The organism is Mycobacterium sp. ITM-2016-00317 (assembly GCF_002968295.1).
In the GTDB taxonomy this organism is placed as follows: domain Bacteria; phylum Actinomycetota; class Actinomycetes; order Mycobacteriales; family Mycobacteriaceae; genus Mycobacterium.
The window spans coordinates 2748267-2774563 of sequence record NZ_CP134399.1; the positions used below are offsets into that span (position 1 = coordinate 2748267).

Annotated in this window: 19 protein-coding genes and 1 pseudogene; 13 read left to right on the forward strand and 7 right to left on the reverse strand. The window is 68.4% G+C overall.

Annotated features, from left to right (window positions below; all coding sequences use genetic code 11):
• Window positions 1–36: 36 nt before the first annotated feature.
• Genes gltB through C6A87_RS13160 form a run of 4 tightly spaced genes read left to right on the forward strand, consistent with a single transcriptional unit; the run spans window position 37 to window position 8451 of the window.
• Window positions 37–4593: a glutamate synthase large subunit gene (gltB, locus tag C6A87_RS13145; RefSeq protein ID WP_311117611.1), complete on the forward strand. Its 4557-nt coding sequence runs from the start codon at window positions 37–39 to the stop codon at window positions 4591–4593.
• A complete protein-coding gene (locus C6A87_RS13150; RefSeq protein ID WP_311117612.1) occupies window positions 4586–6094 on the forward strand; it encodes a glutamate synthase subunit beta in 1509 nt (502 codons plus the stop codon). Before gltB ends, C6A87_RS13150 begins: the two co-directional genes overlap by 8 nt.
• Before the next feature lie 27 nt (window positions 6095–6121).
• On the forward strand, window positions 6122–7540 hold the full coding sequence (pyk, locus tag C6A87_RS13155; protein WP_311117613.1) for a pyruvate kinase: 1419 nt from the start codon (window positions 6122–6124) through the stop codon (window positions 7538–7540).
• Window positions 7541–7560: 20 nt separating this feature from the next.
• On the forward strand, window positions 7561–8451 hold the full coding sequence (locus C6A87_RS13160) for an acyl-CoA thioesterase II (protein WP_311117614.1): 891 nt from the start codon (window positions 7561–7563) through the stop codon (window positions 8449–8451).
• Here the strand turns inward: C6A87_RS13160 and C6A87_RS13165 are convergent.
• From C6A87_RS13165 to C6A87_RS13190, 6 genes are all read right to left on the reverse strand, one after another.
• On the reverse strand, window positions 8435–8959 hold the full coding sequence (locus tag C6A87_RS13165; protein WP_311117615.1) for a DUF4190 domain-containing protein: 525 nt from the start codon (window positions 8957–8959) through the stop codon (window positions 8435–8437). The two genes, C6A87_RS13160 and C6A87_RS13165, sit on opposite strands and share 17 nt — an antisense overlap.
• The gene (locus tag C6A87_RS13170) at window positions 8956–10434 is read right to left on the reverse strand and encodes an ATP-binding cassette domain-containing protein (protein WP_311117616.1); all 1479 of its coding nucleotides are present in this window, start codon (window positions 10432–10434) and stop codon (window positions 8956–8958) included. The genes C6A87_RS13165 and C6A87_RS13170 overlap by 4 nt, the downstream gene beginning before the upstream one ends.
• Window positions 10421–11983 (reverse strand): thiol reductant ABC exporter subunit CydD, encoded by a 1563-nt coding sequence (gene cydD / locus C6A87_RS13175; protein ID WP_311117617.1) that lies wholly within the window; start codon window positions 11981–11983, stop codon window positions 10421–10423. Before cydD ends, C6A87_RS13170 begins: the two co-directional genes overlap by 14 nt.
• A gap of 53 nt (window positions 11984–12036) precedes the next feature.
• The gene (gene cydB / locus C6A87_RS13180; protein ID WP_311117618.1) at window positions 12037–13077 is read right to left on the reverse strand and encodes a cytochrome d ubiquinol oxidase subunit II; all 1041 of its coding nucleotides are present in this window, start codon (window positions 13075–13077) and stop codon (window positions 12037–12039) included.
• Window positions 13078–13086: 9 nt separating this feature from the next.
• Window positions 13087–14547 (reverse strand): cytochrome ubiquinol oxidase subunit I, encoded by a 1461-nt coding sequence (locus C6A87_RS13185; protein WP_311117619.1) that lies wholly within the window; start codon window positions 14545–14547, stop codon window positions 13087–13089.
• Window positions 14548–14628: 81 nt separating this feature from the next.
• A complete protein-coding gene (locus tag C6A87_RS13190; RefSeq protein ID WP_311117620.1) occupies window positions 14629–15222 on the reverse strand; it encodes an HdeD family acid-resistance protein in 594 nt (197 codons plus the stop codon).
• Window positions 15223–15421: 199 nt separating this feature from the next.
• On the opposite strand from C6A87_RS13190, the pseudogene C6A87_RS13195 reads away from it, so the two are divergent.
• The 7 genes and pseudogenes from C6A87_RS13195 to C6A87_RS13225 all read left to right on the forward strand — a co-directional run bounded on the left by C6A87_RS13195 (window position 15422) and on the right by C6A87_RS13225 (window position 22218).
• Window positions 15422–16341 (forward strand): annotated as a pseudogene (locus C6A87_RS13195) (ABC transporter substrate-binding protein).
• A gap of 5 nt (window positions 16342–16346) precedes the next feature.
• On the forward strand, window positions 16347–17258 hold the full coding sequence (locus tag C6A87_RS13200) for an amino acid ABC transporter permease (RefSeq protein ID WP_311117621.1): 912 nt from the start codon (window positions 16347–16349) through the stop codon (window positions 17256–17258).
• A 26-nt stretch (window positions 17259–17284) separates the two neighbouring features.
• Window positions 17285–18037, forward strand: coding sequence for an amino acid ABC transporter ATP-binding protein (locus C6A87_RS13205; RefSeq protein WP_311117622.1), 753 nt, complete (start codon window positions 17285–17287; stop codon window positions 18035–18037).
• Entirely contained in the window at window positions 18034–19167 is a 1134-nt protein-coding gene (gene macS, locus C6A87_RS13210) for a MacS family sensor histidine kinase (RefSeq protein ID WP_311117623.1), read from the forward strand. Before C6A87_RS13205 ends, macS begins: the two co-directional genes overlap by 4 nt.
• A 20-nt stretch (window positions 19168–19187) precedes the next feature.
• On the forward strand, window positions 19188–19808 hold the full coding sequence (locus C6A87_RS13215; protein WP_311117920.1) for a response regulator transcription factor: 621 nt from the start codon (window positions 19188–19190) through the stop codon (window positions 19806–19808).
• A gap of 44 nt (window positions 19809–19852) precedes the next feature.
• Window positions 19853–21682: a DUF2339 domain-containing protein gene (locus C6A87_RS13220; protein WP_311117624.1), complete on the forward strand. Its 1830-nt coding sequence runs from the start codon at window positions 19853–19855 to the stop codon at window positions 21680–21682.
• 32 nt (window positions 21683–21714) lie between these two features.
• On the forward strand, window positions 21715–22218 hold the full coding sequence (locus tag C6A87_RS13225) for a DNA starvation/stationary phase protection protein (RefSeq protein ID WP_311117625.1): 504 nt from the start codon (window positions 21715–21717) through the stop codon (window positions 22216–22218).
• Here the strand turns inward: C6A87_RS13225 and C6A87_RS13230 are convergent.
• On the reverse strand, window positions 22193–23485 hold the full coding sequence (locus C6A87_RS13230; protein ID WP_311117921.1) for an adenylate/guanylate cyclase domain-containing protein: 1293 nt from the start codon (window positions 23483–23485) through the stop codon (window positions 22193–22195). The two genes, C6A87_RS13225 and C6A87_RS13230, sit on opposite strands and share 26 nt — an antisense overlap.
• A gap of 94 nt (window positions 23486–23579) precedes the next feature.
• Between C6A87_RS13230 and C6A87_RS13235 the strand changes: the two genes are divergently transcribed.
• Both C6A87_RS13235 and C6A87_RS13240 read left to right on the forward strand, forming a co-directional pair.
• Window positions 23580–24350, forward strand: coding sequence for a succinate dehydrogenase cytochrome b subunit (locus C6A87_RS13235; protein WP_311117922.1), 771 nt, complete (start codon window positions 23580–23582; stop codon window positions 24348–24350).
• Window positions 24347–26293 carry a fumarate reductase/succinate dehydrogenase flavoprotein subunit gene (locus C6A87_RS13240; RefSeq protein WP_311117626.1) on the forward strand — a complete coding sequence of 649 codons (1947 nt, stop codon included), beginning with the start codon at window positions 24347–24349 and terminating at the stop codon, window positions 26291–26293. The genes C6A87_RS13235 and C6A87_RS13240 overlap by 4 nt, the downstream gene beginning before the upstream one ends.
• Window positions 26294–26297: the final 4 nt, after the last annotated feature.

Sequence of the window (26297 nt, forward strand, 5' to 3'; positions counted from 1 at the left end):
TGATGACGAAACTCAGGACTGTGGAGGCCAGTGTCCATGCTTTATTCGGCTTTGCCCGAACCTCAAGGCCTGTACGACCCCGCCAATGAGGTGGATTCCTGCGGCGTGGCCATGGTGGCCGATATCCAGGGCCGCCGCTCACACTCCATCGTCGCCGACGGTCTGGTCGCGCTGGAACATCTTGAGCACCGCGGGGCCGCGGGCGCCGAGGCCACCAGCGGTGACGGAGCCGGCATCCTGATCCAACTGCCCGTCGCGCTGCTGGGTGAGGTCGTCGACTTCCCGTTGCCCGGTCCCACCGCCGACGGCGCGAACACCTTCGCCGCCGGCGTCTGCTACCTGCCCCAGGATCAGTCAGCCCGCGAAAAAGCCTGCGAGACCGTCGAAGCCATCGCCGTCGAAGAGGGTCTCGAGGTACTGGGCTGGCGTGAGATGCCCGTCGATCCCGACGGAGCCGAGTTGGGCGCCACGGCTCGCAACTGCATGCCCCACATGGCGCAGTTCTTCGTCGCCGCCCCCGAAGACAACGGTGTCCGGCCGGCCGGTATCGAACTCGACCGCCGCGTCTATCCGCTGCGCAAACGTGCCGAACGTGCGGGGGTCTACTTCCCGTCACTGTCCAGCCGCACCATGGTCTACAAAGGCATGCTCACCACAATGCAGCTGCCGCAGTTCTTTTCGGATCTGCGCGACGAGCGTTGCGTCAGTGCCATCGCCATTGTGCACAGTCGCTTCTCCACCAACACGTTTCCGTCCTGGCCGCTGGCCCACCCGTTCCGGTTCGTCGCCCACAACGGCGAGATCAACACGGTGCGCGGCAACCGCAACCGGATGCACGCCCGCGAAGCGAAGCTCGCCAGCGCCGACATTCCCGGTGACCTGAGCCGGCTCTCGCCGATCTGCACCCCTGACGCGTCGGACTCGGCGTCTTTCGACGAAGTGCTGGAGTTGCTGCACCTGGGTGGGCGGAGTCTGCCGCACGCCGTGCTGATGATGATCCCCGAAGCGTGGGAGAACAGCACCACCATGGATCCCGCGGAGCGCGCCTTCTGGCAGTTCCACTCGTCGCTGATGGAGCCGTGGGACGGTCCGGCGTGCGTCACCTTCACCGACGGCACCCTTGTCGGAGCCGTACTGGACCGCAACGGGTTACGGCCCGGGCGCTGGTGGCGGACCATCGACGACCGGATCATCCTGGCCAGCGAGGCGGGCGTCCTGGACGTGCCGTCGGCCCAGATCGTGGCCAAAGGCAGGCTGCAGCCGGGCAAGATGTTCCTCATCGACACCGCGGCGGGCCGCATCGTCTCCGATGACGAGATCAAAGAGAAGCTCGCCCACGCCGAACCCTACGGCGAATGGCTGCATGCGGGCCTGCTGGAGCTCAAGACCCTGCCGGAGCGGACCCGGGTGCAGCCCAACCACGAATCGGTGGTCCGCAGGCAGGTCAGTTTCGGCTATACCGAAGAGGACCTGCGGATCCTGCTGACCCCGATGGCGGCCTCGGGTGCCGAGCCGCTGGGGTCGATGGGCACCGACACCCCTGCCGCGGTGCTCTCGCAACGGTCCAAGCTGCTCTACGACTACTTCGTCGAACTGTTCGCGCAGGTGACGAACCCGCCGCTGGACGCGATCCGGGAAGAGATCGTCACATCGATGTCGCGCATCATGGGCCCCGAGCAGAATCTGCTCGAGCCGTCGGCGGCGTCGTGCCGGCAGATCAGGCTGACCTGGCCCGTGCTGGACAACGACGACCTGAACAAGATCGTCCACATCAACGCCGACGGTGAACACCCCGGTCTGCGCACCGCGGTGCTGCGCGCCCTCTACGACGTGGAGCGCGGCGGCGAGGGACTGGCCGAGGCGCTGGAGGAGCTGCGCCTGCGTGCCTGCGATGCGATCGACAAAGGCGCACGGACACTGGTGATCTCCGATCGGGACTCCGACCACACCAAGGCGCCGATCCCGTCGCTGCTGGCCGTCTCGGCCGTGCACCACCACCTCGTCCGCACCAAGAAGCGCACGACTGTCGCCCTGGTGGTCGAGTCCGGCGACGCCCGCGAGGTCCACCACATCGCGATGCTGATCGGCTTCGGCGCCGCCGCGGTCAATCCCTACCTGGCCTTCGAGTCGATCGAGGATCTCATCCGGGAAGGTGAGCTCACCGGGATCGAGCCGGCCACCGCGGTGCGCAACTACACCAAGGCGCTCGGCAAGGGGGTGATGAAGGTGATGAGCAAGATGGGCATCTCCACCGTCGCTTCCTACACCGCCGCGCAGGCGTTCGAGGCCATCGGCATCGACAAGGGCGTCATCGACGAGTACTTCACCGGCACACCGACCCAGCTCGGTGGCATCGGCCTCGACGTGATCGCCGAAGAGGTCAAGCTGCGCCACCGCCGCGCCTATCCGGAGAACCCGACCGAGCGGGTGCACCGGCGGCTCGAGGTCGGCGGCGAGTACGCCTTCCGCCGTGAGGGTGAGCTGCACCTGTTCAGCCCCGAAGTGGTTTTCCTGCTGCAGCATTCGACCCGGACCGGCCGCTACGAGGTGTTCGAGAAGTACTCCGCGGAGGTCGACCGGCTGGCCCGCGAAGGCGGAGCGCTGCGCGGCCTGTTCGAGTTCAAGACGGGCGTGCGCCCCGCGGTGCCGCTCGAGGAGGTCGAGTCGGTCGACTCGATCGTCACCCGCTTCAACACGGGCGCGATGAGCTACGGGTCGATTTCGGCCGAAGCGCACGAGACGATGGCCGTGGCGATGAACAAGCTCGGCGGCCGGTCGAACTCCGGCGAGGGCGGCGAGGACGTCGACCGGCTCTACAACCCGCAGCGGCGCAGCGCCGTCAAGCAGGTGGCCTCCGGCCGCTTCGGCGTCACCAGCGACTACCTGGTGAATGCGACCGACATCCAGATCAAGATGGCCCAGGGTGCGAAACCTGGTGAAGGTGGCCAGCTTCCGGGCTACAAGGTCTACCCGAACATCGCCAAGACCCGCCACGCGACGCCCGGTGTCGGCCTCATCTCGCCGCCGCCGCATCACGACATCTACTCGATCGAGGACCTGGCGCAGCTGATCCACGACCTGAAGAACGCCAACTCCGAAGCCCGTATCCACGTCAAGCTGGTCAGCTCGGTGGGCGTCGGTACGGTCGCCGCCGGGGTGTCGAAGGCGCACGCCGACGTCGTGCTGATCTCCGGCTACGACGGCGGCACCGGCGCCGCGCCGCTGACCAGCCTCAAGCATGCGGGCGCCCCGTGGGAGATCGGCCTGGCCGACACCCAGCAGACCCTGATGCTCAACGGTCTGCGCGACCGCATCACCGTCCAGTGCGACGGCGGCATGCGCACTGCCCGCGACGTGATGGTGGCGATGCTGCTCGGTGCCGAGGAGTACGGGTTCGCGACCGCGCCGCTGGTGGTGTCGGGCTGCATCATGATGCGCGTCTGCCACCTCGACACCTGCCCGGTCGGTGTGGCCACGCAGAACCCCGAACTGCGGGCCCGCTACACGGGCAAGCCGGAGTTCGTGGAGAACTTCTTCCGGTTCATCGCCGAGGACATCCGCAGGTATCTGGCCGAGATGGGTTTCCGCACTGTCGATGAGGCGGTCGGGCACGCCGAGATGCTCGACACCGCCGCAGGCGTCGCGCACTGGAAGAGCCGGGGCCTGGACCTGACCCCGATCTTCGCGGTGCCGCCCGATGCGCACACCGGGCAGCCCACCGCGCGTCGCCGGGTCCGCGAGCAGTACCACGCGCTGGATCAGGCGTTGGACCAGACGCTGATCCAGCTGGCCGAGGGCGCGTTGGAGGACGCGCACCCGGTGCGCCTGGAGCTGCCGATCCGCAACGTCAACCGCACGGTCGGCACGCTGCTGGGCAGCGAGGTCACCCGGCGTTACGGGGCGCAGGGCCTGCCGGAGGACACCGTGCACATCACGCTGACCGGATCGGCCGGGCAGTCCCTCGGCGCCTTCCTGCCGCCGGGTGTCACCCTCGAACTCGTCGGTGACGCCAATGACTATGTGGGCAAGGGCCTTTCGGGTGGAAAGATCATCGTCAAACCCCAGGACGACGTGCTGTTCCTGCCGGAGGACAACGTGATCGCCGGCAACACGCTGTTGTTCGGGGCCACCGCCGGTGAGCTGTACCTGCGCGGCCGGGTGGGGGAGCGGTTCGCGGCGCGTAACTCCGGCGCGCTGACCGTCGTGGAGGGCGTGGGCGACCATGCATGCGAGTACATGACCGGCGGCCGGGTGGTCGTCCTGGGCAAGGTGGGCCGCAACATGGCCGCTGGCATGTCGGGCGGTATCGCCTACGTCCTGGGCCTGGATCCCAAGCGGGTGAACACCGAGATGGTGGAGCTCCAGCGCCTCGAACCCGAGGACCTGGCGTGGCTGCACGACGTCGTCGCCCGGCACGCCCGAAACACCGGCAGCACGGTGGCCACCTCGGTGCTGTCCGACTGGCCGAGGCGCAGCGCCCAGTTCACCAAGATCATGCCGCGCGACTACCAGCGCGTGCTGCAAGCGACCCGGATGGCGCAGGCCGAAGGCCGGGATGTCGATTCGGCGATCATGGAGGCCAGCCGTGGCTGATCCGCACGGATTTCTCGAAGTGACCAGGGTGGAGGCCGCCAAGCGGCCGGTCGACGAACGGGTCGGCGACTGGCGTGAGGTCTACGAACGTCAGGACCCGCACCAGCGGGCCGGTGAGGTCTCCCAGCAGGCCCGCCGCTGCATGGACTGCGGAATCCCGTTCTGCCACTCGGGAACCGCGGGCTGCCCGCTGGGCAACCTGATCCCCGAGTGGAACGACCTGGTGCGCCGGGGCCGGTGGGACGCGGCCAGCGACCGCCTGCACGCCACCAACAACTTCCCGGAATTCACCGGTCGGCTGTGCCCGGCGCCGTGCGAGGCGGCGTGCGTGCTGTCGATCGCCGAGGAGCAGACCGGCGGAAGCGTCACGATCAAACGCATCGAGCAGACGATCGCTGACCATGCCTGGATGACCGGCATCGTCGAACCCCAGCCCGCGGCGATCTCCACCGGCAAGCGGGTCGCGGTGGTCGGCTCCGGCCCGGCCGGGCTGGCCGCGGCGCAGCAGCTCACCCGTGCCGGGCACGACGTCACCGTCTACGAGCGGGACGACCGGATCGGCGGTCTGATGCGCTACGGCATCCCGGAGTACAAGCTGGAGAAGTCGACGCTGAACCAGCGGCTGGCCCAGATGCGCGCCGAGGGCACCCGGTTCGTCACCGAATGCGAGGTCGGGGTGGATGTCCCGGTAGAGCAGCTGCGCGCCCAGCACGACGCGGTGGTGCTCGCCGTCGGTGCGCTGCGCGCCCGGGACAACCAGGTCGAGGGCCGTGAGCTCGACGGCGTGCATCTGGCGATGGAGCATCTCGTGCCCGCCAACAAGGAGTGTGAGGGCGACGGTCCCAGCGAGATCAGCGCCGAGGGCAAGCACGTGGTGATCATCGGCGGCGGTGACACCGGAGCGGACTGTCTGGGCACTGCGCACCGACAGGGTGCGGCGTCGGTGACCCAGCTCGACTACAACCCCGAACCGCCCGAGCAGCGCGACGACACTCGCTCGCCGTGGCCGACCTGGCCGATCATGCTGCGCACCCGGCTGGCCCCGGCGCACGCCGAGGGCGGACACCGTCGCTACGAGGTGGCCGTGCAGCGGTTCCTCGGTGACGGCAAGGGCAACCTGCGCGCGATGGAGATCGCCGAGGTCAAGGTCGAGCGTGACGAGGAGGGTCGCAGGCACGTCGTCCCGGTCGGCGACACGCTGGAGATCCCGTGCGAGCTCGCGCTGCTGGCGATCGGCTTCGAAGGCGTCGAGCGCATGGCGCTGCTCGACGAGCTCGGTCTGGAGCTGAACAGGCGGGGCACGCTGTCGTGCGGATCGGACTGGCAGACCGACGCCCCCGGGGTGTTCGTCTGCGGGGACGCGCACCGCGGTGCATCGCTGATCGTGTGGGCGATCGCCGAGGGCCGCAGCGCCGCGCACGCCGTCGACGCCTATCTGATGGGGGACTCGGATCTGCCCGCCCCGGTACGGCCCGGGACCCTACCGCTGGCCGTCGTCTGAATCGATTAACGACTATGCTCAGTTGCCGTGAGTAGACGCGGGAAGATCGTCTGTACGTTGGGCCCGGCCACCGCCTCCGAGGAGGCTGTCAGGCAGCTGGTGGAGTCGGGAATGGACGTCGCCCGGCTGAACTTCAGCCACGGTGACTACCCCGACCACGAAGCCAACTACAAGCGCGTGCGCGCCGCGTCCGACGGGACCGGGCGCGCCGTCGGGATCCTCGCTGACCTGCAGGGACCCAAGATCCGCCTCGGCAGGTTCGCCGACGGACCGACAGTCTGGACCAACGGCGAGACGATCCGGATCACCGTCGAGGACATCGAAGGCACCCGCGACCGGGTGTCGACGACCTACAAGCGGCTGGCGCAGGACGCCAGCCCCGGGGACCGGGTGCTGGTCGACGACGGCAACGTCGGTCTGGTCGTCGAGCACATCGACGGTAACGACGTCGTCTGCACCGTCACCGAGGGCGGCAAGGTCAGCAACAACAAGGGCATGTCCCTGCCCGGGATGAACGTCTCGGCCCCCGCGCTGTCGGAGAAGGACATCGACGACCTGGAGTTCGCGCTGCGACTCGGCGTCGACCTGGTCGCGCTGTCGTTCGTGCGTTCGCCGGCCGACGTCGAACTGGTCCACGAGGTGATGGACCGGGTCGGGCGTCGGGTGCCGGTCATCGCGAAACTGGAGAAGCCCGAGGCGATCGACAACCTCGAGGCCATCGTGCTGGCGTTCGACGCGATCATGGTCGCCCGCGGCGACCTCGGGGTGGAGCTGCCGCTGGAGGAAGTGCCGCTGGTCCAGAAGCGCGCGATCCAGATGGCAAGAGAGAACGCCAAACCGGTCATCGTCGCGACCCAGATGCTGGAGTCGATGATCGAGAACTCCCGGCCCACCCGGGCCGAGGCCTCCGACGTCGCCAACGCGGTGCTCGACGGTGCCGACGCGGTCATGCTCTCGGGGGAGACCTCGGTGGGCAAGTTCCCGTTCGAGACGGTGCGCACGATGGCCCGCATCATCTCCGCGGTGGAGGACAACTCGGTGGCCGCACCGCCGCTGACGCACGTGCCGCGCACCAAGCGCGGCGTGATCTCCTACGCCGCCCGCGACATCGGCGAACGGCTCGACGCCAAGGCGCTGGTGGCGTTCACCCAATCCGGTGACACCGTGCGCCGCCTGGCCCGGCTGCACACCCCGCTGCCGGTGCTGGCGTTCACCGCGCTGCCCGAGGTGCGCAGCCAGTTGGCGCTGACCTGGGGTACCGAGACGTTCATCGTTCCGCACATCGACACCACCGACGGCATGATCCGTCAGGTCGACCAGTCGATGCTCAACCTGGGCCGCTACAAGCGCGGCGATCTGGTGGTCATCGTCGCGGGTGCGCCTCCGGGCACAGTAGGCTCCACGAATCTGATCCACGTCCACCGCATCGGGGAGGACGACGTCTAGCCAAACCAGGAGGTAGCAGGGTGCAGAAGTCTGGGCCACAGGCGGACTTCGAAGAACTGCTGGCGATCCTGGACCTGGACCGGCTCGACGACGACACCTTCGTCGGCAGGCATCCGAGCAAGAACCCGATCCGGACCTTCGGCGGCCAGATGATGGCGCAGGCCTTCGTCGCTGCCAGTCGCAGCCTCAAGCATCCCACTCCGCCCAGCGCGCTGTCGGTGCACTTCATCGCCGGCGGCGACCCTGACCTGGACCTGGAGTTCCACGTGGTGCGGCTGCGTGACGAACGGCGGTTCGCCAACCGCCGTGTCGACGTCATGCAGAAGGGTCAGCTGCTGACCACCGCGATGGTGTCGTATCTGACCGGCGGCAAAGGACTCGAGCACGGGGTACAGCCGCCGCCGTCGACCGATCCGCTCGTTGCGCCGCCGATCGACGATCTGCTGCGCGGCTACGAAGAGGTCGTGCCGCACTTCGCGAACGCGTTGCGTCCCATCGAGTGGCGCTACACCAACGATCCCGCGTGGGTGATGAGGGACAAGGGCGAGAAGCTCACCCACAACCGGGTGTGGATGAAAGCCCAGGGCGTGATGCCCGACGACCAGGTGCTGCACACCGCGGCGATGGTGTACTCGTCGGACACCACGGTGCTCGACTCGATCATCACCACGCACGGGCTGTCGTGGGGGCACGACCGGATCTTCGCCGTCACCACCAATCATTCGGTGTGGTTCCACCGGCCCGTGCGGTTCGACGACTGGGTGCTGTACTCGACGACCTCCCCGGTCGCCGCGGACTCGCGCGGGCTGGGTACCGGTCATTTCTTCGACCGCCAGGGTCAGCCGCTGGCCACCGTGGTGCAGGAGGGCATCGTGAAGTACTTCCCGGGCCGGGCTACGGCGTCGGAGTGACGGTGATGGAGAACGATTCCTCCACCCGCTGGGTGAACTCGTCGGCGCACCGTTGTGCGGCCTGCTCGTCGTTGCCGGCGCGCTGCAGGCAGTCGACGTAGTCGCCGCCGCCCAGATCCCGGAACAGCGCCACCCCGAGCGTCGCGTAGATCGCGACGATGACCAGGCTCGCGACGATCGACACCGCACCCAGCACGATGCCGGCGAGAGCGACGCCGGCGTTGGTGGCCTCGCCGCGTTTGACCCGGGTCCGGGCCAGGAAACCCAGCACGATCCCGGCGATGCCGAGCAGGACACCGCCGACCACCGTCCAGCACAGCAGTAGCCCGACTATTGCGAGGACCAGCGCTGCGGTGCCCAGACCGTTCTTCGGGGCGGCAGGAGGTGGCGGCGGGTAGCCGTAGCCGCTGTAGCCGCCGTAGCCGCCGTACGCTCCGTAGCCGCCGTAGGGCTGCGGCGGGTAGCCGCCCGGGTAGGTGCCGGGGGGAGGCGGCGGCGGTTCGCTCATGTCGCTGAGACTACCGTCACAGGCAGATTGTCCGGCAGGTGGTGAGTGGCGACGACGACGGTTCTGCGCCGGTCGAACAGCGCACCCGGGGTGAGGATGTCGGTCAACATCCGGTCGGCGTCGGACGCGTCGAGGTGCTCGGTGGGCTCGTCGAGCAGGACCGTCGGCGCCTTCGACACCAGGGCGCGGGCCAACAGCAGCCGCCTGCGCTGGCCGGCCGACACCGCCGCGGCGCCGCCGACCAGAACGGTCGACAGGCCCCTGGGCAGGCTGTCCAACCACGGACCGAGTCCGGTGCGCCGCAACGCATCCCGAAGTTCGTCGTCGGTGGCGTCGCCACGGGCGACGAGCAGGTTGTCGCGCACGGTGGTGGAGAAGAGGTGCGCGTCCTCGGCGAAGAACGTCCCCGGCGTGTGCATCAGAAGCGTGGTCTTGCCGCTGCCGCTGGGACCGACGACGGCGATGCGGTCACCGGGATGCAACTGCAGCGGGGTGACCGCGGGCCGGCGATCAGGTCCTGCGGGCGGCTCGGTCAACGCGAGCAGGCGCCGCGCGGCCACCCGGGCCCGGGTGAGGGCCACCGCGGCCCCCGGCAGCGCCCCGGTGGCCTCGAACGACGCCAGCGGCAGCAGCATCAGGATCGCGACGGTGGTGGGAGCGACGGTGCCGGACAGCGCGATACCGGCGAACACCGCGCCCAGCACGCTGACGCCGACGGCGGCGGTCGGTGCAGCCGCAGCGACCGCCGCCGGTGCCGCGGCCTGGTCCACCGCGCGGCCCCAGCGGCGCTGCTCGACGCCGGCCTCGGCGATGACGTCGGTCAGCCGACCGCTGACGCGCAGTTCGGGTGCATGCTCCAAGGCGAGCATCACCGCGTTGTCGCGCTGCGAATGATGTTCCTCGGCAACTGTTTCAGCGGCCAGCGTGGCCCGGGCGGAGAGCAGTGGCGCGAGAATCCCGGCGACCAGCAGGCAGACCGCCAGCACCACGGCGGCCGGCACGGAGACGGCTGCGATCACCGCGACGGCTGCGACTCCGAGCACGGCGGCCACGCAGGCCGGGATGACGGCCCGCACCACGACGTCGGACAGTTCGTCCACCCCGGCGCCGACGCGCGCGACCAGATCGCCGCTGCTGCGCCGCATCACGACATCCTCAGGCCCGGCGGCCAGCCTGCTGAAGATCCGTTCGCGTGCGGTGCCTGCCGCGCGCAGCGCGGTGTCGTGGGAAGCGAGCCGCTCGCAGTACCCCAGCACGCCCCGCGAGATGCCGAGCGCCCGGACGGTCACCGCGGCCACCGTCAGGTGCAGCACCGGCGGCATCTGCCAGGCCCGCGTGATCAGCCACGCCGACACACCGGTCAGTGCGAGCGCGCTGCCCAGCGACAGCGCGCCCAACGCCACGGCGAGCGCGATTCGCGGCGCCCGCGGGGCGAGCAACGACCATGCCTGCAGCAACGGATCACGGCGCGACACGTTGACCTCCCATGTCGACCACCACGTCGCCGAGGGCCAGGACGGTGTCGCGGTGGCCCACCACGATCACCGTCGCCCCGTCGGCGGCGCGCTGTCCGATCGCGTCCAGCACCCGCGCCTCGGTGGGCCCGTCGAGGTGGGCGGTGGGTTCATCGAACAACAGCACCGGAGCCGCGGATCCGAGCACCCGGGCCAGGCCGAGTCGCTGGCGTTGCCCCAGGGACAGCCCGACCCCGCCGCGCCCGATGACGGTCTGCAAGCCGTCGGGCAACGTGGCCAGCACCTCGTCGAAGCACGCGGCCCGGCAGGCCGACCCCACATCGGGCAACGGGCCGAACAACTCCAGGTTCTGCTGCACGGTGCCCGGGATCAGCACCGGCCGCTGCGCCAGCCACGCCACCTTCGACCACCACTGACCGCGGTCCAGGTCGGCCACGTCGATGCCGTTCACCCGGATCCGGCCCGACGTCGGCCGGTCCAGACCGAGGATCGCCTGCAGCAGTGTCGATTTCCCGATGCCGTTGGGGCCGGTCAACACCGTCACCCGGCCGGGCCGGGCGGTCAGATCCGGTATCTCGACCTGCACGGTCACCGCGTCGCCGGGCAGGGCGGCGGTGCCGGTCTGCGGCGGCGGCACCGCGTCGAGGAAGCGGAACGCCGCCTGCACCGCCGTCTTGCCGTCCTGGGCGGCGTGGAACGCGGCCCCGACCCGGCGCAACGGCCAGAACACCTCCGGCGCGAGCAGCAGCGCGGTCAGGCCGGCGGTCAGCGTCATCTCGCCGAACACCAGCCGCATGCCGACCGCCACCGCCACCAGCGCCACCCCGAGTGTGGCGATGAGCTCCAGCACCAGCGCCGACAGGAACGCGATGCGCATCGTGGACATCGCCGAACGCCGGTGTGCCGCGTCGAGTTCGGTGATCTGGATGGTGGCCCCGGCGGTGCGGCCCAGCGCCCGCAGGGTGGACAGCCCGGCGACCAGGTCCAGCAGCCGGGACTGCAGGGTGGTCATCGCGGCCAGTGCCGCGGCCGACCGGTCCGCGGTGGCCATCCCGATCAGGATCATGAACACCGGGATGAGCGGCAGCGCGATCAGCACGATCACCGCCGACTTCCAGTCGTAGAGCGCGATGACGACCACGGTGGCGGGGGTCAGCACCGCGGCCAGGAACAGTGACGGCAGATAGTTGGTGAAGTAGACCCGCAGTCCGTCGAGGCCGCGGGTGATCACCACCGCGGCATCGTCACGGTGGGCGGCCAGGTCGCGAGGCGGCAGTACCGTGGCCGCGGTCAGCACCTGCTCGCTGAGGTCGGCGATCACGGCGCTGGCTCCGCGCTGGGCGAGTCGGCCCTGCTGCCACTGCGTCACGGTGCGGATCAGCCACAGCGCCCCCAGGATCGCGATCGGCACACCCAGCGCGGAGACGCTGCGGGACGCCGGATCGGTGATCACCCGCGCGACGATGCCGGCCAGCACCACCGCCGAAGCGATGGTGCAGGCGGCGATGAGCACGCCGCAGGCCGTGGTGGCCACCAGAAACCGGCGCATGCCGGCGGAGGCCCGCCACAGGCGCGGGTCGATCGGCAGGCGCGAGGGATCGGTCAGGACGCTCGCCTGGAAAACCCGACGGAGGCCGGGATCGCATCGGCGGTGACCCGCTTACGGAACACCCAGTAGGACCACGCCTGGTAGGCCAGCACCAGCGGGAGCAACGTCAGCGAGGCCCAGGTCATGATGCGCAGCGTGTACGGCGTCGAGGAGCCGTTGTAGATCGTGATGTTCCAGTCCGGATTAAGCGTGGACGGCAGCAGGTTGGGATACATCGAGCCGAAGATCAGCACCGCAACTGCGGCGACCACGATCACCATCGCGGTGAACGCGATGCCTTCGCGCGTCCCCCGCCACACCAGCGCCACCGAGACCAGCAACGCCACCACCGCGACCCCCAGTGCCAGCCACGTCCACGGTCGTCCGTAGGCCAGCTGCGTCCACAGGCCGAATCCGCCGGCGAGCACGATCACTGGAATCGACAGCGTCCGGCCGACCCTGAACGAATCCTGGTGCAGCGCACCGGCGGTACGCAACGCCAGGTACACCGAGCCGTAGAACAGGAACAGCGACGCCGTGGCCAGGCCGCCGAGGAGGGTGTACGGGCTGAGCACGTCGCCGATGCCCGCATGCGAGTGACCGTCGGCGTCGATCGGCAGACCCCGTAACAGGACCGCGAAGGCCACGCCCCACAGGAACGCGGGAAGCCACGATCCGAGCGCGATGCCGATGTCAGCCCAGCGGCGCCACTGGTGATCGTTGATCTTGCCGCGCCACTCGATGCCCACGATCCGCAGGATCATGCCGAAGAGTATTGCCAGCAAAGGGAGATACAGCGCCGAGAACAGCGTCGCATACCAGTTCGGGAACGCGGCGAACATGGCCGCGCCGGCAGTGATCAGCCACACCTCGTTGGCGTCCCAGACCGGACCGATGGTGTTGAGCACCGCGCGACGGCGGTTGTCCGGGTCGCCCGGGCCGAGGGTGCCCATCGGTGACATCAGCATCCCGACGCCGAAGTCGAAGCCCTCGAGGATCAGGAAGCCGAGGAACAGCACCGCGATCAACACGAACCACAGTTCTTGGAGGCCCATGGCGATCTCCTAGTAGGCGAAGGACAAGGGTTCGACGTCCTCCTTGTCGGGCGGGGTCGGCGGCGCCGGCTCGGAGTCGTGCTCCTGCGGCCCCTCGGCCACGTAGCGCCGCATCAGGTAGAACCAGACGACCGCCAGCGCGCCGTAGAGCAGAGTGAACACCGCGAGGGAGAACATCACGGTGCCTGCCGCATGGTTGGACACGCCTTCCTGCACTGTCATCCGCACCATCTGGTCGCCCGTGGGATTGGGCACCACCACCCAGGGCTGGCGTCCCATCTCGGTGAAGATCCACCCTGCCGCATTCGCCAGGAACGGCGTCGGGATGGTGAGCAGACCGAAGGTGCCGAACCAGCGCTGGTCGGGTATCCGCCCGCGCCGGGTCAACCACAAGCTCAGCAGCGCGAAGGCCACCGGCACCAGCAGCAGCCCGATCATCGCGCGGAACGACCAGTAGGTGACGAACAGGTTCGGCCGGTAGTTGCCGGGGCCGAACTTCTCCTCGGCCTCCGCCTGCAGGTTCTCGACGCCCTGCAACGTCACCCCGGAGAACGTGCCCTCGGCCAGGAACGGCAGCACGTAGGGCACCTCGATGACGTGGGTGACGCTGTCACAGTTGTTGTGCGTGCCGACCGTCAGGATCGAGAAGTCGGGGTCGGTTTCGGTCTGGCACAACGATTCTGCGGAGGCCATCTTCATCGGTTGCTGGTCGAACATCAGCTTGCCCTGGATGTCGCCGGTGAAGAACAGGCCGGCGGCGGCGACGATTGCGACCGCGCTGCCGAGGATGGTGGCGGGCCGGTACATCGTGCGGGCCTCGACCTCTTCGCCGGGCCTGCGATGCGACCGGACCATCAGCCACGCGCAGATGCCCGCCACGAAGGCGCCTGCGGTGAGCAGCGAGGCCGTCACCGCGTGCAGGAAGGCCCAGATCGCGGTGTTGTTGGTCAGCAGCGCCCCGAAGTCGACGAGTTCGGCGCGCCCGCTCTCGGGGTTGAACTTGGCGCCGACGGGATGCTGCATGAACGAGTTGGCCGCGATGATGAAGTACGCCGAGGCGTTGACACCGAACGCGACGATCCAGATGCACGCCAGGTGCACGCGCCGGGGCAGCCTGCTCCAGCCGAAGATCCACAGCCCGATGAAGGTGGACTCGAAGAAGAACGCGACGAGACCCTCGAACGCCAGCGGGGCGCCGAAGATGTCGCCGACGAAGCGCGAGTACTCGCTCCAGTTCATCCCGAACTGGAACTCCTGCACGATGCCGGTGGCGACGCCGATCGCGAAGTTGATCAGGAACAGCTTGCCGAAGAACCGGGTCAGGCGGTACCAGGCGGTGTTACCGGTGACGTGCCACACGGTCTGCATGACCGCGATCAGCGGGGCCAGGCCGATGGTCAGCGGGACGAAGATGAAGTGGTAGACGGTGGTGATGCCGAACTGCCATCGCGACACATCCAATGCGTCCATGCGCCACTCCCAGGCTCAACGAGTCCAACTACGACACAGTGTAGTAGCTCATTCGCGAGGTAGCGCTAGGGACTTTTGGCCTCAGTCCGGTAGTGCGGTCGCGACGTCCCTTCGCACAGTGTCGACTTTCTTGTTCGCCGACCGGATCCCGAAGGCCGAGATGACCTCGAAGACGCCGATGACGATGAGCCAGATGCCGACGACCAACGTCAGCGTGGTCAGCGACTCGAACGGGGCGGCCAGCATGATCACACCGGCGATCAGGCTGATGACCCCGATGAAGATCTCCCAGCCGCGGCCGGGCAGCAGCGGGTCGCTGATCGCCGACACCGCGGTGGCCACCCCCCGGAAGATGAAGCCGATGCCGATCCAGATGGCCAGCAGCAGGATCGACTCCTGCAGGCTGCGGAAGCAGAGCACCGCCAGGATGAGCGCGGCCGCGCCGCTGAGGAACAGCAGCACACGGCCGCCGGCGGAGACGTCGAGGCTGAACGCGAAGATGACCTGCGAGACGCCGGTGACCAGCAGGTAGGCGCCGAAGAAGATGGCCGCGACCAGGATGGTGATGCCGGGCCACACCAAGATCAACACGCCGAGCAGCACGGCGAGGATCCCGGACAGCAGCGCCGACTTCCAGAGATGCTGCAACATGCTTGGGGCAGCGGCTGATTCCATTTTGGAAGTGTGACACACCGGCGACACGCCCTAGCCGGATTTTGTATTACGTCTGCCGATGTCGGGACACGGTCGTTAATGTCCTGTTACCGGCGCTGCGCGTCGGATCATCGGTCGTTAACGTTCCTGGCTGGGAAAGACTGGCTCGGGGGACTCAGGCGGAAGCGCCACGACCCGAAGAAGAAAGTAGAGGCGAATCGTGTTGGCTGGAATTCAAGCCCGCCGGACCAAGGTCTGGCGCGTGGCAGCAATCTTCGCTGCCACCGGCGCCCTGGCTCTGTCGGGCTGTTCGAGCAGCTCGGAACCATCTAGTGAAGAAGGATCCCCGACCGCGGCGACTCCCGCGGAAAAGGTGGACTCGATCGCCAACACCGTGCCCGAGGCCATCAAGTCGACCGGCACGCTCGTCGTCGGCGTCAACATCCCGTACGCGCCGAACGAGTTCAAGGACGAGAGCGGCAAGATCGTCGGCTTCGACGTCGACCTGATGAACGCGATCGCCGGCACCCTGGGCTTGACCGCGGAGTACCGGGAGGCGGATTTCGCCAAGATCATCCCGTCCATCCAGGGCGGCACGTTCAACGTCGGCATGTCGTCGTTCACCGACAGCAAGGAGCGCGAGCAGCAGGTCGACTTCGTCACCTACTTCTCGGCCGGACCCTGTGGGCACAGCCCGCCGGCGGTCAGATCGATCCGGAGAACGCCTGTGGCAAGAAGGTCGCGGTACAGGCGACCACGGTCCAGGACACCGACGAACTGCCCGCGCGCAGCAAGAAGTGTGTCGACGAGGGGCAACCGGCCATCGAGATCATCCCGTTCGACAGCCAGGACGCCGCCACGAACGCGGTGGTCCTCGGCCAAGCCGACGCCATGTCCGCCGATTCGCCGGTGACGCTGTATGCGATCAAGCAGACCAACGGCAAGCTCGAGCAGGCCGGCGAGACGTTCGACTCGGCGCCCTACGGGTGGCCCGTGCAGAAGGGCTCGCCGCTGGCGCAGTCGCTGCTGCAGGCGCTCGAGCACCTGATCGAGACCGGTAAATACGAAGAGATCGCCGCCAACTGGGGCCTTGAAGAGGGCATGATCGACAAACCGGTGATCAACGGCGCGATCAACTGACGAACATGACCGATGTCGGCACGCCGCCACAAGCGATCGACGCCGTTCCGCTCCGCCACCCATGGAGGTGGGTGGCGGCGGCCGTCATCCTCATCCTCGTCGGACTGTTCCTCTACGGGGCGGCGACCAACCCGGCCTACGGGTGGTCGACGTTCGGCGAGTACCTGTTCCATGAGCGGATCCTGCTGGGTGTCTTCAACACCTTGCAGCTGACCGTCTACTCGATGGCGATCGGCATCGTGCTCGGGGTGATCCTGACCATGATGCGGTTGTCGTCGAACCCGGTGCTCGGCGCGGTGTCATGGGTGTTCCTGTGGATCTTTCGCGGCACGCCGGTGTACGTGCAGCTGGCGTTCTGGGGCCTGTTCCCGACGATCTACCAGAATTTGCAGCTGGGGGTGCCGTTCGGCCCGTCGTTCTTCCACGTCAACCTGCAGAGCCTGTCGATTCCGTTCGCGCTGGCGGTGATCGGCCTGGCGCTGAACGAAGCCGCCTACATGGCCGAGATCGTCCGTGCCGGCATCACCTCGGTGCCCGAAGGCCAGTTCGAAGCGTCCACCGCGCTGGGCATGTCGTGGGGGATGGCGATGCGCCGAACCGTGTTGCCCCAGGCCATGCGGGTGATCATCCCGCCGACCGGTAACGAGGTGATCAGCCTGCTGAAGACCACGTCGCTGGTCACCGCAGTGCCGTACGCGTTCGATCTGTACAGCATCGCCACCCGCGAGATCGCGGCGCGGATCTTCGAGCCGGTGCCGTTGCTGATGGTGGCGGCCACCTGGTACCTGGTCATCACCAGCGTCCTGATGGTGGGCCAGTACTACCTGGAGCGGTACTTCTCGCGTGGCGCTTCGCGCAAGCTGACGACCAAACAGCTCGAAGCGTTGGCGAAGGCGCAGATGGGTACGGGAGTGTGACGATGGCGCACGACACTTCATCTCCGATGGTCAAAGCCGAACTGGTCTGCAAGGATTTCGGCGCGCTGAAGGTGCTCAAGGGCATCACCCTGGAGGTGCACAAAGGTCAGGTGCTGGTGCTCGTCGGGCCGTCGGGGTCGGGCAAGTCCACGTTCCTGCGGTGTATCAACCATCTCGAAACCGTCTCTGCGGGAAGGCTCTACGTCGACGGAACGCTTGTCGGTTATCACGAGCGCGGCGGCAAGCTGCACGAGATGAAGCCACGCGAGGTCGCCAGGCAGCGCCGCGATGTGGGCATGGTGTTCCAGCATTTCAACCTGTTCCCGCACCGGACCGCTCTGGGGAACGTCATCGAGGCACCCATGCAGGTCAAGGGGCTCGGCAAGAAGGAGGCCGCCGAGCTCGGCCGCGACCTGCTGGCCCAGGTGGGTTTGGCCGAGAAGGCCGGTGCCTACCCGGCGCAACTGTCCGGCGGTCAGCAGCAGCGGGTGGCGATCGCCAGGGCGCTGGCCATGGATCCCAAGCTGATGCTGTTCGACGAACCGACCTCGGCGCTGGATCCGGAGCTGGTCGGTGAAGTGCTGGGGGTCATGCAGAAGCTTGCGGCCGAAGGCATGACGATGATCGTGGTGACCCACGAGATGGGCTTCGCTCGCGAGGTCGCCGACGAATTGGTGTTCATGGACGCCGGTGTGGTGGTCGAGCGGGGTGACCCACGCGAGCTGATGGCCAATCCCCAGCATGAACGGACGCAAGCGTTTCTCTCCAAGGTCATGTGACGCCTGACCCCGCCACGCCGTTGTGGCGTGCCGCTCAGGTGTTCCGCCTGCTCACCTGCATCTACGCCGTCGGGTTCCACGTGGCGATCAACGACGAGCTGGCGCGCCCGGGCATCGGTTGGGTGCTGCTGGCCGTGCTGCTCGGCTGGAGCGCGGCCTGCGCGGTGGCCTATCTGCAAGGGTTCGGGCGACGGCCGGCGTGGGTGCTGGCCGAGGTCGCCGTGGTCGTCGCGCTCATGCTGTCCACCGAGTGGGTGGCCTCGGACCAGTGGGCACAGGACAACCAGTCGTGGCCGACCACGTTGTGGGCCACCAACGCCACCATCTCGGCGGCCGTGCTGGCCGGTCCGGTGCGGGGCATGGTGACCGGTCTGGTCGTGGTGGCGGCCAGCGCTGCGCTGAAGGAGCACATCAGCATCGACGTCGGCCGCAACGCCACCATCGTGATCGAGCTGGCGGTCGGACTCGCTGTCGGCATGGCCGCGCAGACCGCGCGCCGGGCGCACGCCGAACTGGAGCGGGCGGCCCGTCTGTCGGCCTCATTGGAGGAGCGCGAACGGTTGTCGCGGCAGGTCCACGACGGCGCGATCCAGGTGCTGGCGCTGGTCGCCCGCCGCGGACGCGAGATCGGGGGAGACACCGCCGAACTCGCCGAGCTGGCGGGACAGCAGGAGCGGGCGCTGCGCAGGCTGGTCAGCACCCAGGAGATCGCGCCCCGTGACGGCGGAGTGTCCGATCTCGGGGCGATGCTGCGGCGGCGTGCGACGGACCGGGTGTCGGTCAGTGTGCCCGCCGGTCCCGTCCTCCTGGACGCGGCGATCGCCGAGGAGCTGCTGGCCGCGACGGCCAACGCGCTGGACAACGTCGACGCGCACGCGGGCCCCGCGGCGCGCACGTATGTTCTGCTGGAGGACCTGGGGGACACGGTCACCGTCAGTATCCGCGACGACGGGGTGGGCATTCCCGAGGGCCGGCTTGCCGAAGCGGTGCGAGAAGGTCGCGTCGGAGTGTCGAAATCGATTGTGGGGCGCATGAATTCATTGGGAGGCCGGGCCGAGCTCACCACCGGCACAGGCTCGGGGACGGAGTGGGAATTGACCGTGCCGCGCACACCGGGCCCGGCGCGGTGACCGATCAGCCGACCAGCGTGATGGTCGTCGACGACCACCCCATCTGGAGGGACGCGGTGGCGCGCGACCTGGCTGACGCCGGGTTCGACGTGGTCGCCACCGCGGACGGCGTGGCATCGGCGAAACGGCGTGCCGCGGTGGTCAAACCCGCGGTGGTGCTGATGGACATGCGGTTGTCCGACGGCGACGGCGCGCAGGCGACCACCGACGTGCTCGCCGTGTCACCGGCGTCCCGGATCCTGGTGCTGTCGGCATCCGACGAACGCGAGGACGTGCTGGAGGCGGTCAAGGCCGGGGCCACCGGCTATCTGGTCAAGAGCGCGTCCAAGCAGGAGTTGAACGACGCGGTGCGGGCCACCGCGCAGGGCCGGGCGGTGTTCACGCCCGGACTGGCCGGTCTGGTGCTCGGCGAGTTTCGTCGGCTTGAGCGCGACGCCCCCGCCGGGCCGACGCTCACCGAGCGCGAGACCGAGATCCTGCGATACGTCGCCAAAGGTCTGACCGCCAAACAGATCGCGTCCCGGCTGTCGCTGAGCCACCGCACCGTCGAGAACCATGTGCAGGCGACATTCCGGAAACTGCAGATCGGCAATCGGGTCGAGCTGGCCCGGTATGCGATCGAGCACGGGCTGGACGAGTAGTTGTACTCATCCGCGACGCCGCACCCGATTGCGACGATGGCGGTATGACCGAACCGCACACCGCCGTCCTCACCCGGCTCTCCGCGGACTTCGCCGCGATCTCCCGCCAGCTCGCCCGGGTCTCCGCCGATCTGGTCGAACTCGACCGGATACTGGCCGCCCGGCCGCGTCCGGCGACGACGGTGCCCCCGGCGCCCGCACCACCCCCAGTGCCCGTGCCATCCCCGGCGCTCGCGCAGCCACCGATGCCCTACTGGCCGCAGTACGCCGGTGCCTCACCGCCGCAACGCGGGTGGCCGCAGCCTTCGGCACCGCCTGCGGTGCCGAAGGTGCGCAAGGAACGTTCGGAGGGTTGGATCGGAAAGATGCTCGCCGTGGCCGGTGTCGCGGTCACGCTGGTCGGCGTGGTGCTGCTGCTCGTGCTGGCCGCTCAGGCCGGGATCCTGCGAGCCGAGTTCCGGGTCGCTGCCGGAGGCGCGCTGGCGGTGGGACTGGTCGCGGCGGGCTGGTGGCTTCAGCGCCGGCCCGGTGGACGCGTCGGCGCGATCGCGCTGGCCGCCACCGGCGTGGCCGCCGCATACATGGACGTCATCGCGGTCACCGTCATCTATGACTGGATGCCGCCGCCGGTGGGGTTGGTGGTTGCCTCCGCGATCGCCGGCGGCGGGCTGACGCTGGCCCGGCGGTGGGACTCCCAGCAGCTCGGGCTGCTGGTGCTGGTGCCGCTGATCGGGCTGGCGCCGCTCCTCACCGACGGGGTCTCGCTGCTGCTCGTCGGGTTCATGCTCACGCTCTCGGCGGTGTCGCTGCCGGTGCAGCTCGGCAAGGACTGGATCTGGCTGCACGCCGCGCGCACCGCGGCCCCGGTACTGCCGCTGCTGGTCGCGTTGTGGGCCCGGTACCTGGATTCCCGGCACGATCTGTGGCTGGCCGGTGCCTGCGGCATCGCGGCCGCACTTGCGCTGCTCGGTGCGTTGCTTCTGTTGCCCAGGACCACGCACCGCGGTGGAACGGCGCTGTTGACCGTGGCCGGGGTGCTCCCGGTGCTGTGCGTGTCGCTGGCCGTCGACCGGGTGGTCGCGGCGCTGATGGCGGCGGCGCTGGCAGCGGCGCTGCTGGCGATCGTGCTGGCCGGCGAGCGGCTGCCCGGCGTCCCGGGTGTGGTGCGGCACGTGTTCTCGGCGGCCTCGGCGGTGGCGGCGCTGATCGCGGTGACCGTCGCGTTCGACGGCAGGATCGGCGGGCCGGTACTGCTGGCGATGGCGGTGACGCTGGCGCTGGTGGGCCGAAACGACGTCGTCGCGCGCTGGGCGGCAACAGGGTTCGGATTCGTCGGCGGGTGTGCACACCTGGCCGTCTGCCCGCCGTACACGCTGCTGGAGCCCACGAGCGTCGGGACCGCCGGTGCGGTGTCCACGCTGGTGTCCAGCGTGCTGCTCGCTGCCGCTGCAGTGACCGCGGTCTGGGCGTGGAATCGTGACGAGAGCCTGCTCTGGGTGGGAGCGGTGGCGGTGATCGGCTATGCGGTCACCTCGTTCACGGTGACCGCGGGGATGTTGATCTCCGGCGGTGACGGGGGCTTCTTCGCCGGGCACATGGTCGCCACCATCGGTTGGATCGCGATGGCCGCGGCGGTGCTCGGCTATGCCGCCCGGCTGCCGCGAGCGGACCGCTCCGTCCCGATAGGCGGCGGTCTGGGGCTGGTGGCCGCGGCGATGGCGAAGTTGTTCCTGTTCGACCTCGGGACCCTGGGCGGGATGTTCCGTGTCGCGGTGTTCATCGCGGTCGGTCTGATTCTGCTGGCAATGGGTGCGGGCTATGCCCGGATGCTGGAACGCCAGGACGACCAACCGGTGACCAACGACACGTGCTAATCTGGACTGAGTCCAGAAAAGGAGGCGTTGTGATGAGCATGAGCACACTGACGAACGCACGTAAGTCCGAGGCCGATGTGACCAACTTCCAGGCCTCGCCGGAACTGAGCGCCGCCCTCCAGCAGGTGTTGGTCGACCTGATCGAACTCCATCTGCAGGGCAAGCAAGCCCATTGGAACGTGGTCGGGAGCAACTTCCGCGACCTGCATCTGCAGCTCGACGAGGTCGTCGATTTCGCCCGCACGGCCAGCGACACCGTCGCCGAACGGATGCGTGCCCTCGACGCGGTGCCCGACGGCAGGTCTGACACCGTGGCCGCGACGACGTCGCTGCCGGAGTTTCCCGCCTTCGAGCGCAGCAGCGGCGAGGTCGTCGACCTGATCAGCGCGCGCATCTACGCTGCGGTGGACACCCTGCGGACCGTCCACGACAGCGTCGACGCCGAAGATCCCAGCACCGCCGACATCCTGCACCAGTTGACCGACGGGCTGGAGAAGCTGGCCTGGCTGCTCAAGTCCGAGAACCGGAAGGTGTGACCCCGTCCGCGGAGCGGGCGATTCGGCCGGGGTCGGCCCGATGCCCCACCAGATACCAGGTGCGCATCGGGCCCTTGCCCTTCACCTCGACGACGCCACGTTCGACGAACACGAACCGCTGGTGTAGGCGCTGATAAACGTTGTGGGGCACCTGAATTCGGCCCTCGATATCGGTACTCTCCATGCGTGAGGCCACATTGACCGCGTCGCCCCACACGTCGTAGAAGAACTTCTTCGCCCCGACCACACCCGCGACCACGGGCCCGGTCGCCATCCCGATGCGCAGCGGAACATCGCGTCCGCGTGGATCTTTCAGGTCCGCAACCGCATCGGCCATATCGAGTGCGAAATGGGCAAGGGCCTCGATGTGGTCGGCGCGGGGGACGGGCACACCGCTGACCACCATGTACGAATCGCCGCTGGTCTTCACCTTCTCCAGGCCGTGGCGGTCGACGAGCGCGTCCAGATCGGTGAACAACCGGTCCAGGAACCGCACCAGTTCGGCGGGGCCGGTGTCGCTGGCTCGTTTGGTGTAGCCGGCGATGTCGGCGAACAGGATCGACGCGTCGTCGTACGCGTCGGCGATCACCGTGCGCGTCGGCGCCTTGAGTCGTTCGGCGATCGCCTCGGGCAGGATGTTGGTCAGCAAGCGTTCCGAGCGTTCGTACTCGGCGTCCATCGCCGCTTCGGCGCGATAGATCTCGCGCATCGTGTACCAGATGGTCGCGACGATCATCACTCCTGAGGTCACCACCGCGGTGACGAAACCCGCCGTCAGCGTCCAGGCAGGACCGAGGCCGCGGTCGTGGGGCACCAAGACCTCGAGTCCGATCGTGATCGCCGCACCGACGGCTGCGATCGCCGAAGCCAGCACGATCCGCTCGATGCCGAGCACGAGCACCAGCAGCGACGCCGCGGCCAGGAAAAAGAACTGCAATCCGGAACCGGTGCCCACGTGGTAGCAGATGAAACCCACTGACACGTAGGCGAACGTCACGAACACCAGCGGCGCGACCAGTTCACCGAACCGGCAAAGCCGAGGGATCGTCAGAAATGCGACAGCGCAGGCGAGGTTGACCGCCCCCAACCACCACAGCGGACCACCGAGCGCGAGCTGAAACACCCCGAAGGCCACCGATGCCGCCGACGCGATCCAGCTCGCGATTATCAACACTCGGGCCCGACGGCCGGCCCGTTCGGCGCGGTGCCGGTCCGGCGACCACCCGTGGACGCTCTGCGTTCCCTCGGGGAGGCAGACCGGTCGCACGTTGACCACGGCGAAAGATTACGCCCCGGACTCCTGATCGACTGCGTATTGCCATGACGCGGAGTAGCTTTTCTGGCAGGGGTAGGCGGGGGGCATCGTGGCATCCACCATCGACGACAAGCCGCCGACCGACACTGCCGACGGTGGTCACGAGGTTGCCCGCGGCCCCGCCGAGCAGCGCGCCGAATGGCGGTGGCGCCTCCAGCTCTCTTCCGTGACGCTCAAGCTGGTCATGGCGTTCACCGGGGTGGTGTTCGCCTTGTTCGTGCTGGCGCACATGATCGGCAACCTGAAGGTGTACGCCGGCGCTGCCGGTTTCGACCACTACGCGCACTGGCTCCGCACACTCGGCGAACCGCTGCTGCCTTTCGAGGGCGCCCTGTGGCTCTTCCGCGTGGTGCTGGGGCTCTGTCTGCTCGCCCATGTGGGCGCAGCGGTGATGCTCACGGTGCGCGGGCACCGGGCGCGGGGCCGCTTCAGGCGTGCCGGCATGCGGTCACTACGGACGTTCACCGCCCGCACGATGTTCGTCGGCGGAGTTGTGCTGTTGCTGTTCATCATCTTTCACATTCTCGACCTGACCACCGGTACCCGGCCGGCCGCCAGTGAGACGTACAGCGCCGGACGCGCGTATGACAATCTGATCGCCAGCTTCGAGCGGCCCGCCGTCGCGCTGTTCTACTTCCTGGCGATGGCGGTGCTCGGCGCGCATCTGGTCCACGGACTGTGGACGGTGGTCAACGATTTCGGCGTGACCGGGCACCGCGCCCGTCAGGTGCTGGTCGCCGGCGGTGGACTGCTGGCGCTGTCGGTGACGGTCGGCAACATGTCGATCCCCGTCGCTGTCCAGTTGGGCTTCCTGTGACCACGCCCGGGCGGCTGCGCGTCGTCGGAACCGCGGTCGACGGCGGGGTGCCCGCCGGGGACCCCGCCACCGCCTGGGAACGCCGCCTGCTGGACTATCGTCTGGTCAGCCCGCTGAACCGGCGCAAGTTCACCGTGATCGTGGTCGGTACCGGCCTCGCCGGTGCCGGCTGCGCGGCGGCGCTGGGCGAACTGGGCTACCGCGTCGAGTCCTTCACCTTCCACGACACCCCGCGGCGCGCACACAGTGTCGCGGCCCAGGGCGGGATCAACGCCGCGCGCGCCCGCAAGGTCGACAACGACAGTGTGGCCCGTTTCGTCAAGGACACCGTCAAGGGTGGCGACTTCCGGGCCAGGGAGGCCGACTGCTTCCGGCTGGCCCAGGAGTCCGCCCGCGTCATCGACCACATGGACGCCATCGGGGCGCCGTTCGCCCGGGAGTACGGCGGCAGCCTGGCCACCCGGTCCTTCGGCGGTGTCCAGGTCTCCCGGACTTACTACACGCGGGGCCAGACCGGCCAGCAGCTGCAGATCGCCGCCACCCAGGCACTGCTGCGACAGGTGGACACCGGGTCGGTGAACCTGCACACCCGCAGTGAGGTACTGGACGTGATCGTCGACGACGGGGTGGCCCGCGGGATCGTCACACGCAACCTGATCACCGGTGAGGTGCGGGCGTTCACCGCGCATGCGGTCGTGTTGGCCACCGGCGGCTACGGCAACGTCTTCTTCCGATCGACGCTGGCCAAGAACTCCAATGCCAGCGCCACCTGGCGGGCCTACCTGCGCGGCGCGTTGTTCGCCTCCCCGTCCTTCATCCAGTTCCACCCGACGGCGCTGCCGGTGAACTCGGAGTGGCAGTCCAAGACCATTCTGATGAGCGAGTCGCTACGCAACGACGGTCGGATCTGGGTACCCAGGAAGGCCGGAGACGAGCGCGCTGCCAACGACATTCCCGAGACCGAGCGGGACTACTACCTGGAACGGATGTATCCGGCGTACGGCAATCTGTCACCCCGCGATGTGTCGTCGAGGGCCGCACGTGCGCAGATCGAATCCGGTCACGGTGTCGGACCGCTGAAAAACAGTGTGTACCTGGACTTCCGGGATTCCGTGCAGAGGCTCGGGCGCGACAAGATCGCCGAGCGGTACGGAAATCTGTTCTCGATGTACCAGGACGCCACCGGCGAGGATCCCTATCGGGTGCCGATGCGTATCGCTCCCGGAGCGCACTTCGCGATGGGCGGTCTGTGGAGCGACTTCGACGAGATGACCTCGATCCCCGGTCTTTTCGTCGCCGGTGAGGCGGGGTGGACCTACCACGGAGCGAACCGGCTCGGGGCGAACTCGCTGCTCTCGGCGTGCGTTGACGGATGGTTCACCCTCCCGTACTCGATACCGAACTACCTGGCGGGTCTCCTCGGCACCACACCACCGGGTCCCGACCATCCTGCGGTGACCTCGACGCTCGCTGAGGTCCGCGCACGGGTCGACGCGCTGCTGTCCATCGACGGCACACAGGGCCCGGATCGCTTCCACCGCCGGTTGGGCGAGATCCTCTACCGGGGTTGCGGGGTGTCGCGGTCGGAATCCGGACTGAAGGCGGCGATCGTCGGCATCGACGCGCTGACCGCAGACTTCTGGTCAGACCTGCGCGTCGCCGGATCCGGTCTGCAGTTCAACCAGGAGTTGGAGAAGGCGGGCCGAGTGGCCGACTTCCTCGGCCTGGCCCGGTTGATGTGCATCGATGCACTCGATCGCGACGAATCCTGTGGAGCGCATTTCCGGGTGGAACACCAGACCAGCGGTGGGGAAGCCCAGCGCGACGACGAACACTGGTGCTTCGTGTCGGCCTGGCAACACGGCGGCGCCGCTCCGGCAGTCCGCCGTGACGAGCCGCTCACGTTCTCCGCGGTGCCTCTGCAGACCAGGAACTACGCATGAAAGA

Coding starts and splice junctions, on each gene's coding strand:
- gltB (WP_311117611.1), top strand. CDS start 37: ATGCTTTATTCGGCTTTGCCCGAACCTCAAGGCCTGTACGACCCCGCC.
- C6A87_RS13165 (WP_311117615.1), bottom strand. CDS start 8,959: ATGAGCGAACCGCCGCCGCCTCCCCCCGGCACCTACCCGGGCGGCTAC.
- cydD (WP_311117617.1), bottom strand. CDS start 11,983: ATGCGCCGGTTTCTGGTGGCCACCACGGCCTGCGGCGTGCTCATCGCC.
- cydB (WP_311117618.1), bottom strand. CDS start 13,077: ATGGGCCTCCAAGAACTGTGGTTCGTGTTGATCGCGGTGCTGTTCCTC.
- C6A87_RS13185 (WP_311117619.1), bottom strand. CDS start 14,547: ATGGACGCATTGGATGTGTCGCGATGGCAGTTCGGCATCACCACCGTC.
- C6A87_RS13190 (WP_311117620.1), bottom strand. CDS start 15,222: ATGGAATCAGCCGCTGCCCCAAGCATGTTGCAGCATCTCTGGAAGTCG.
- C6A87_RS13200 (WP_311117621.1), top strand. CDS start 16,347: ATGACCGATGTCGGCACGCCGCCACAAGCGATCGACGCCGTTCCGCTC.
- C6A87_RS13205 (WP_311117622.1), top strand. CDS start 17,285: ATGGTCAAAGCCGAACTGGTCTGCAAGGATTTCGGCGCGCTGAAGGTG.
- C6A87_RS13215 (WP_311117920.1), top strand. CDS start 19,188: ATGGTCGTCGACGACCACCCCATCTGGAGGGACGCGGTGGCGCGCGAC.
- C6A87_RS13220 (WP_311117624.1), top strand. CDS start 19,853: ATGACCGAACCGCACACCGCCGTCCTCACCCGGCTCTCCGCGGACTTC.
- C6A87_RS13225 (WP_311117625.1), top strand. CDS start 21,715: ATGAGCATGAGCACACTGACGAACGCACGTAAGTCCGAGGCCGATGTG.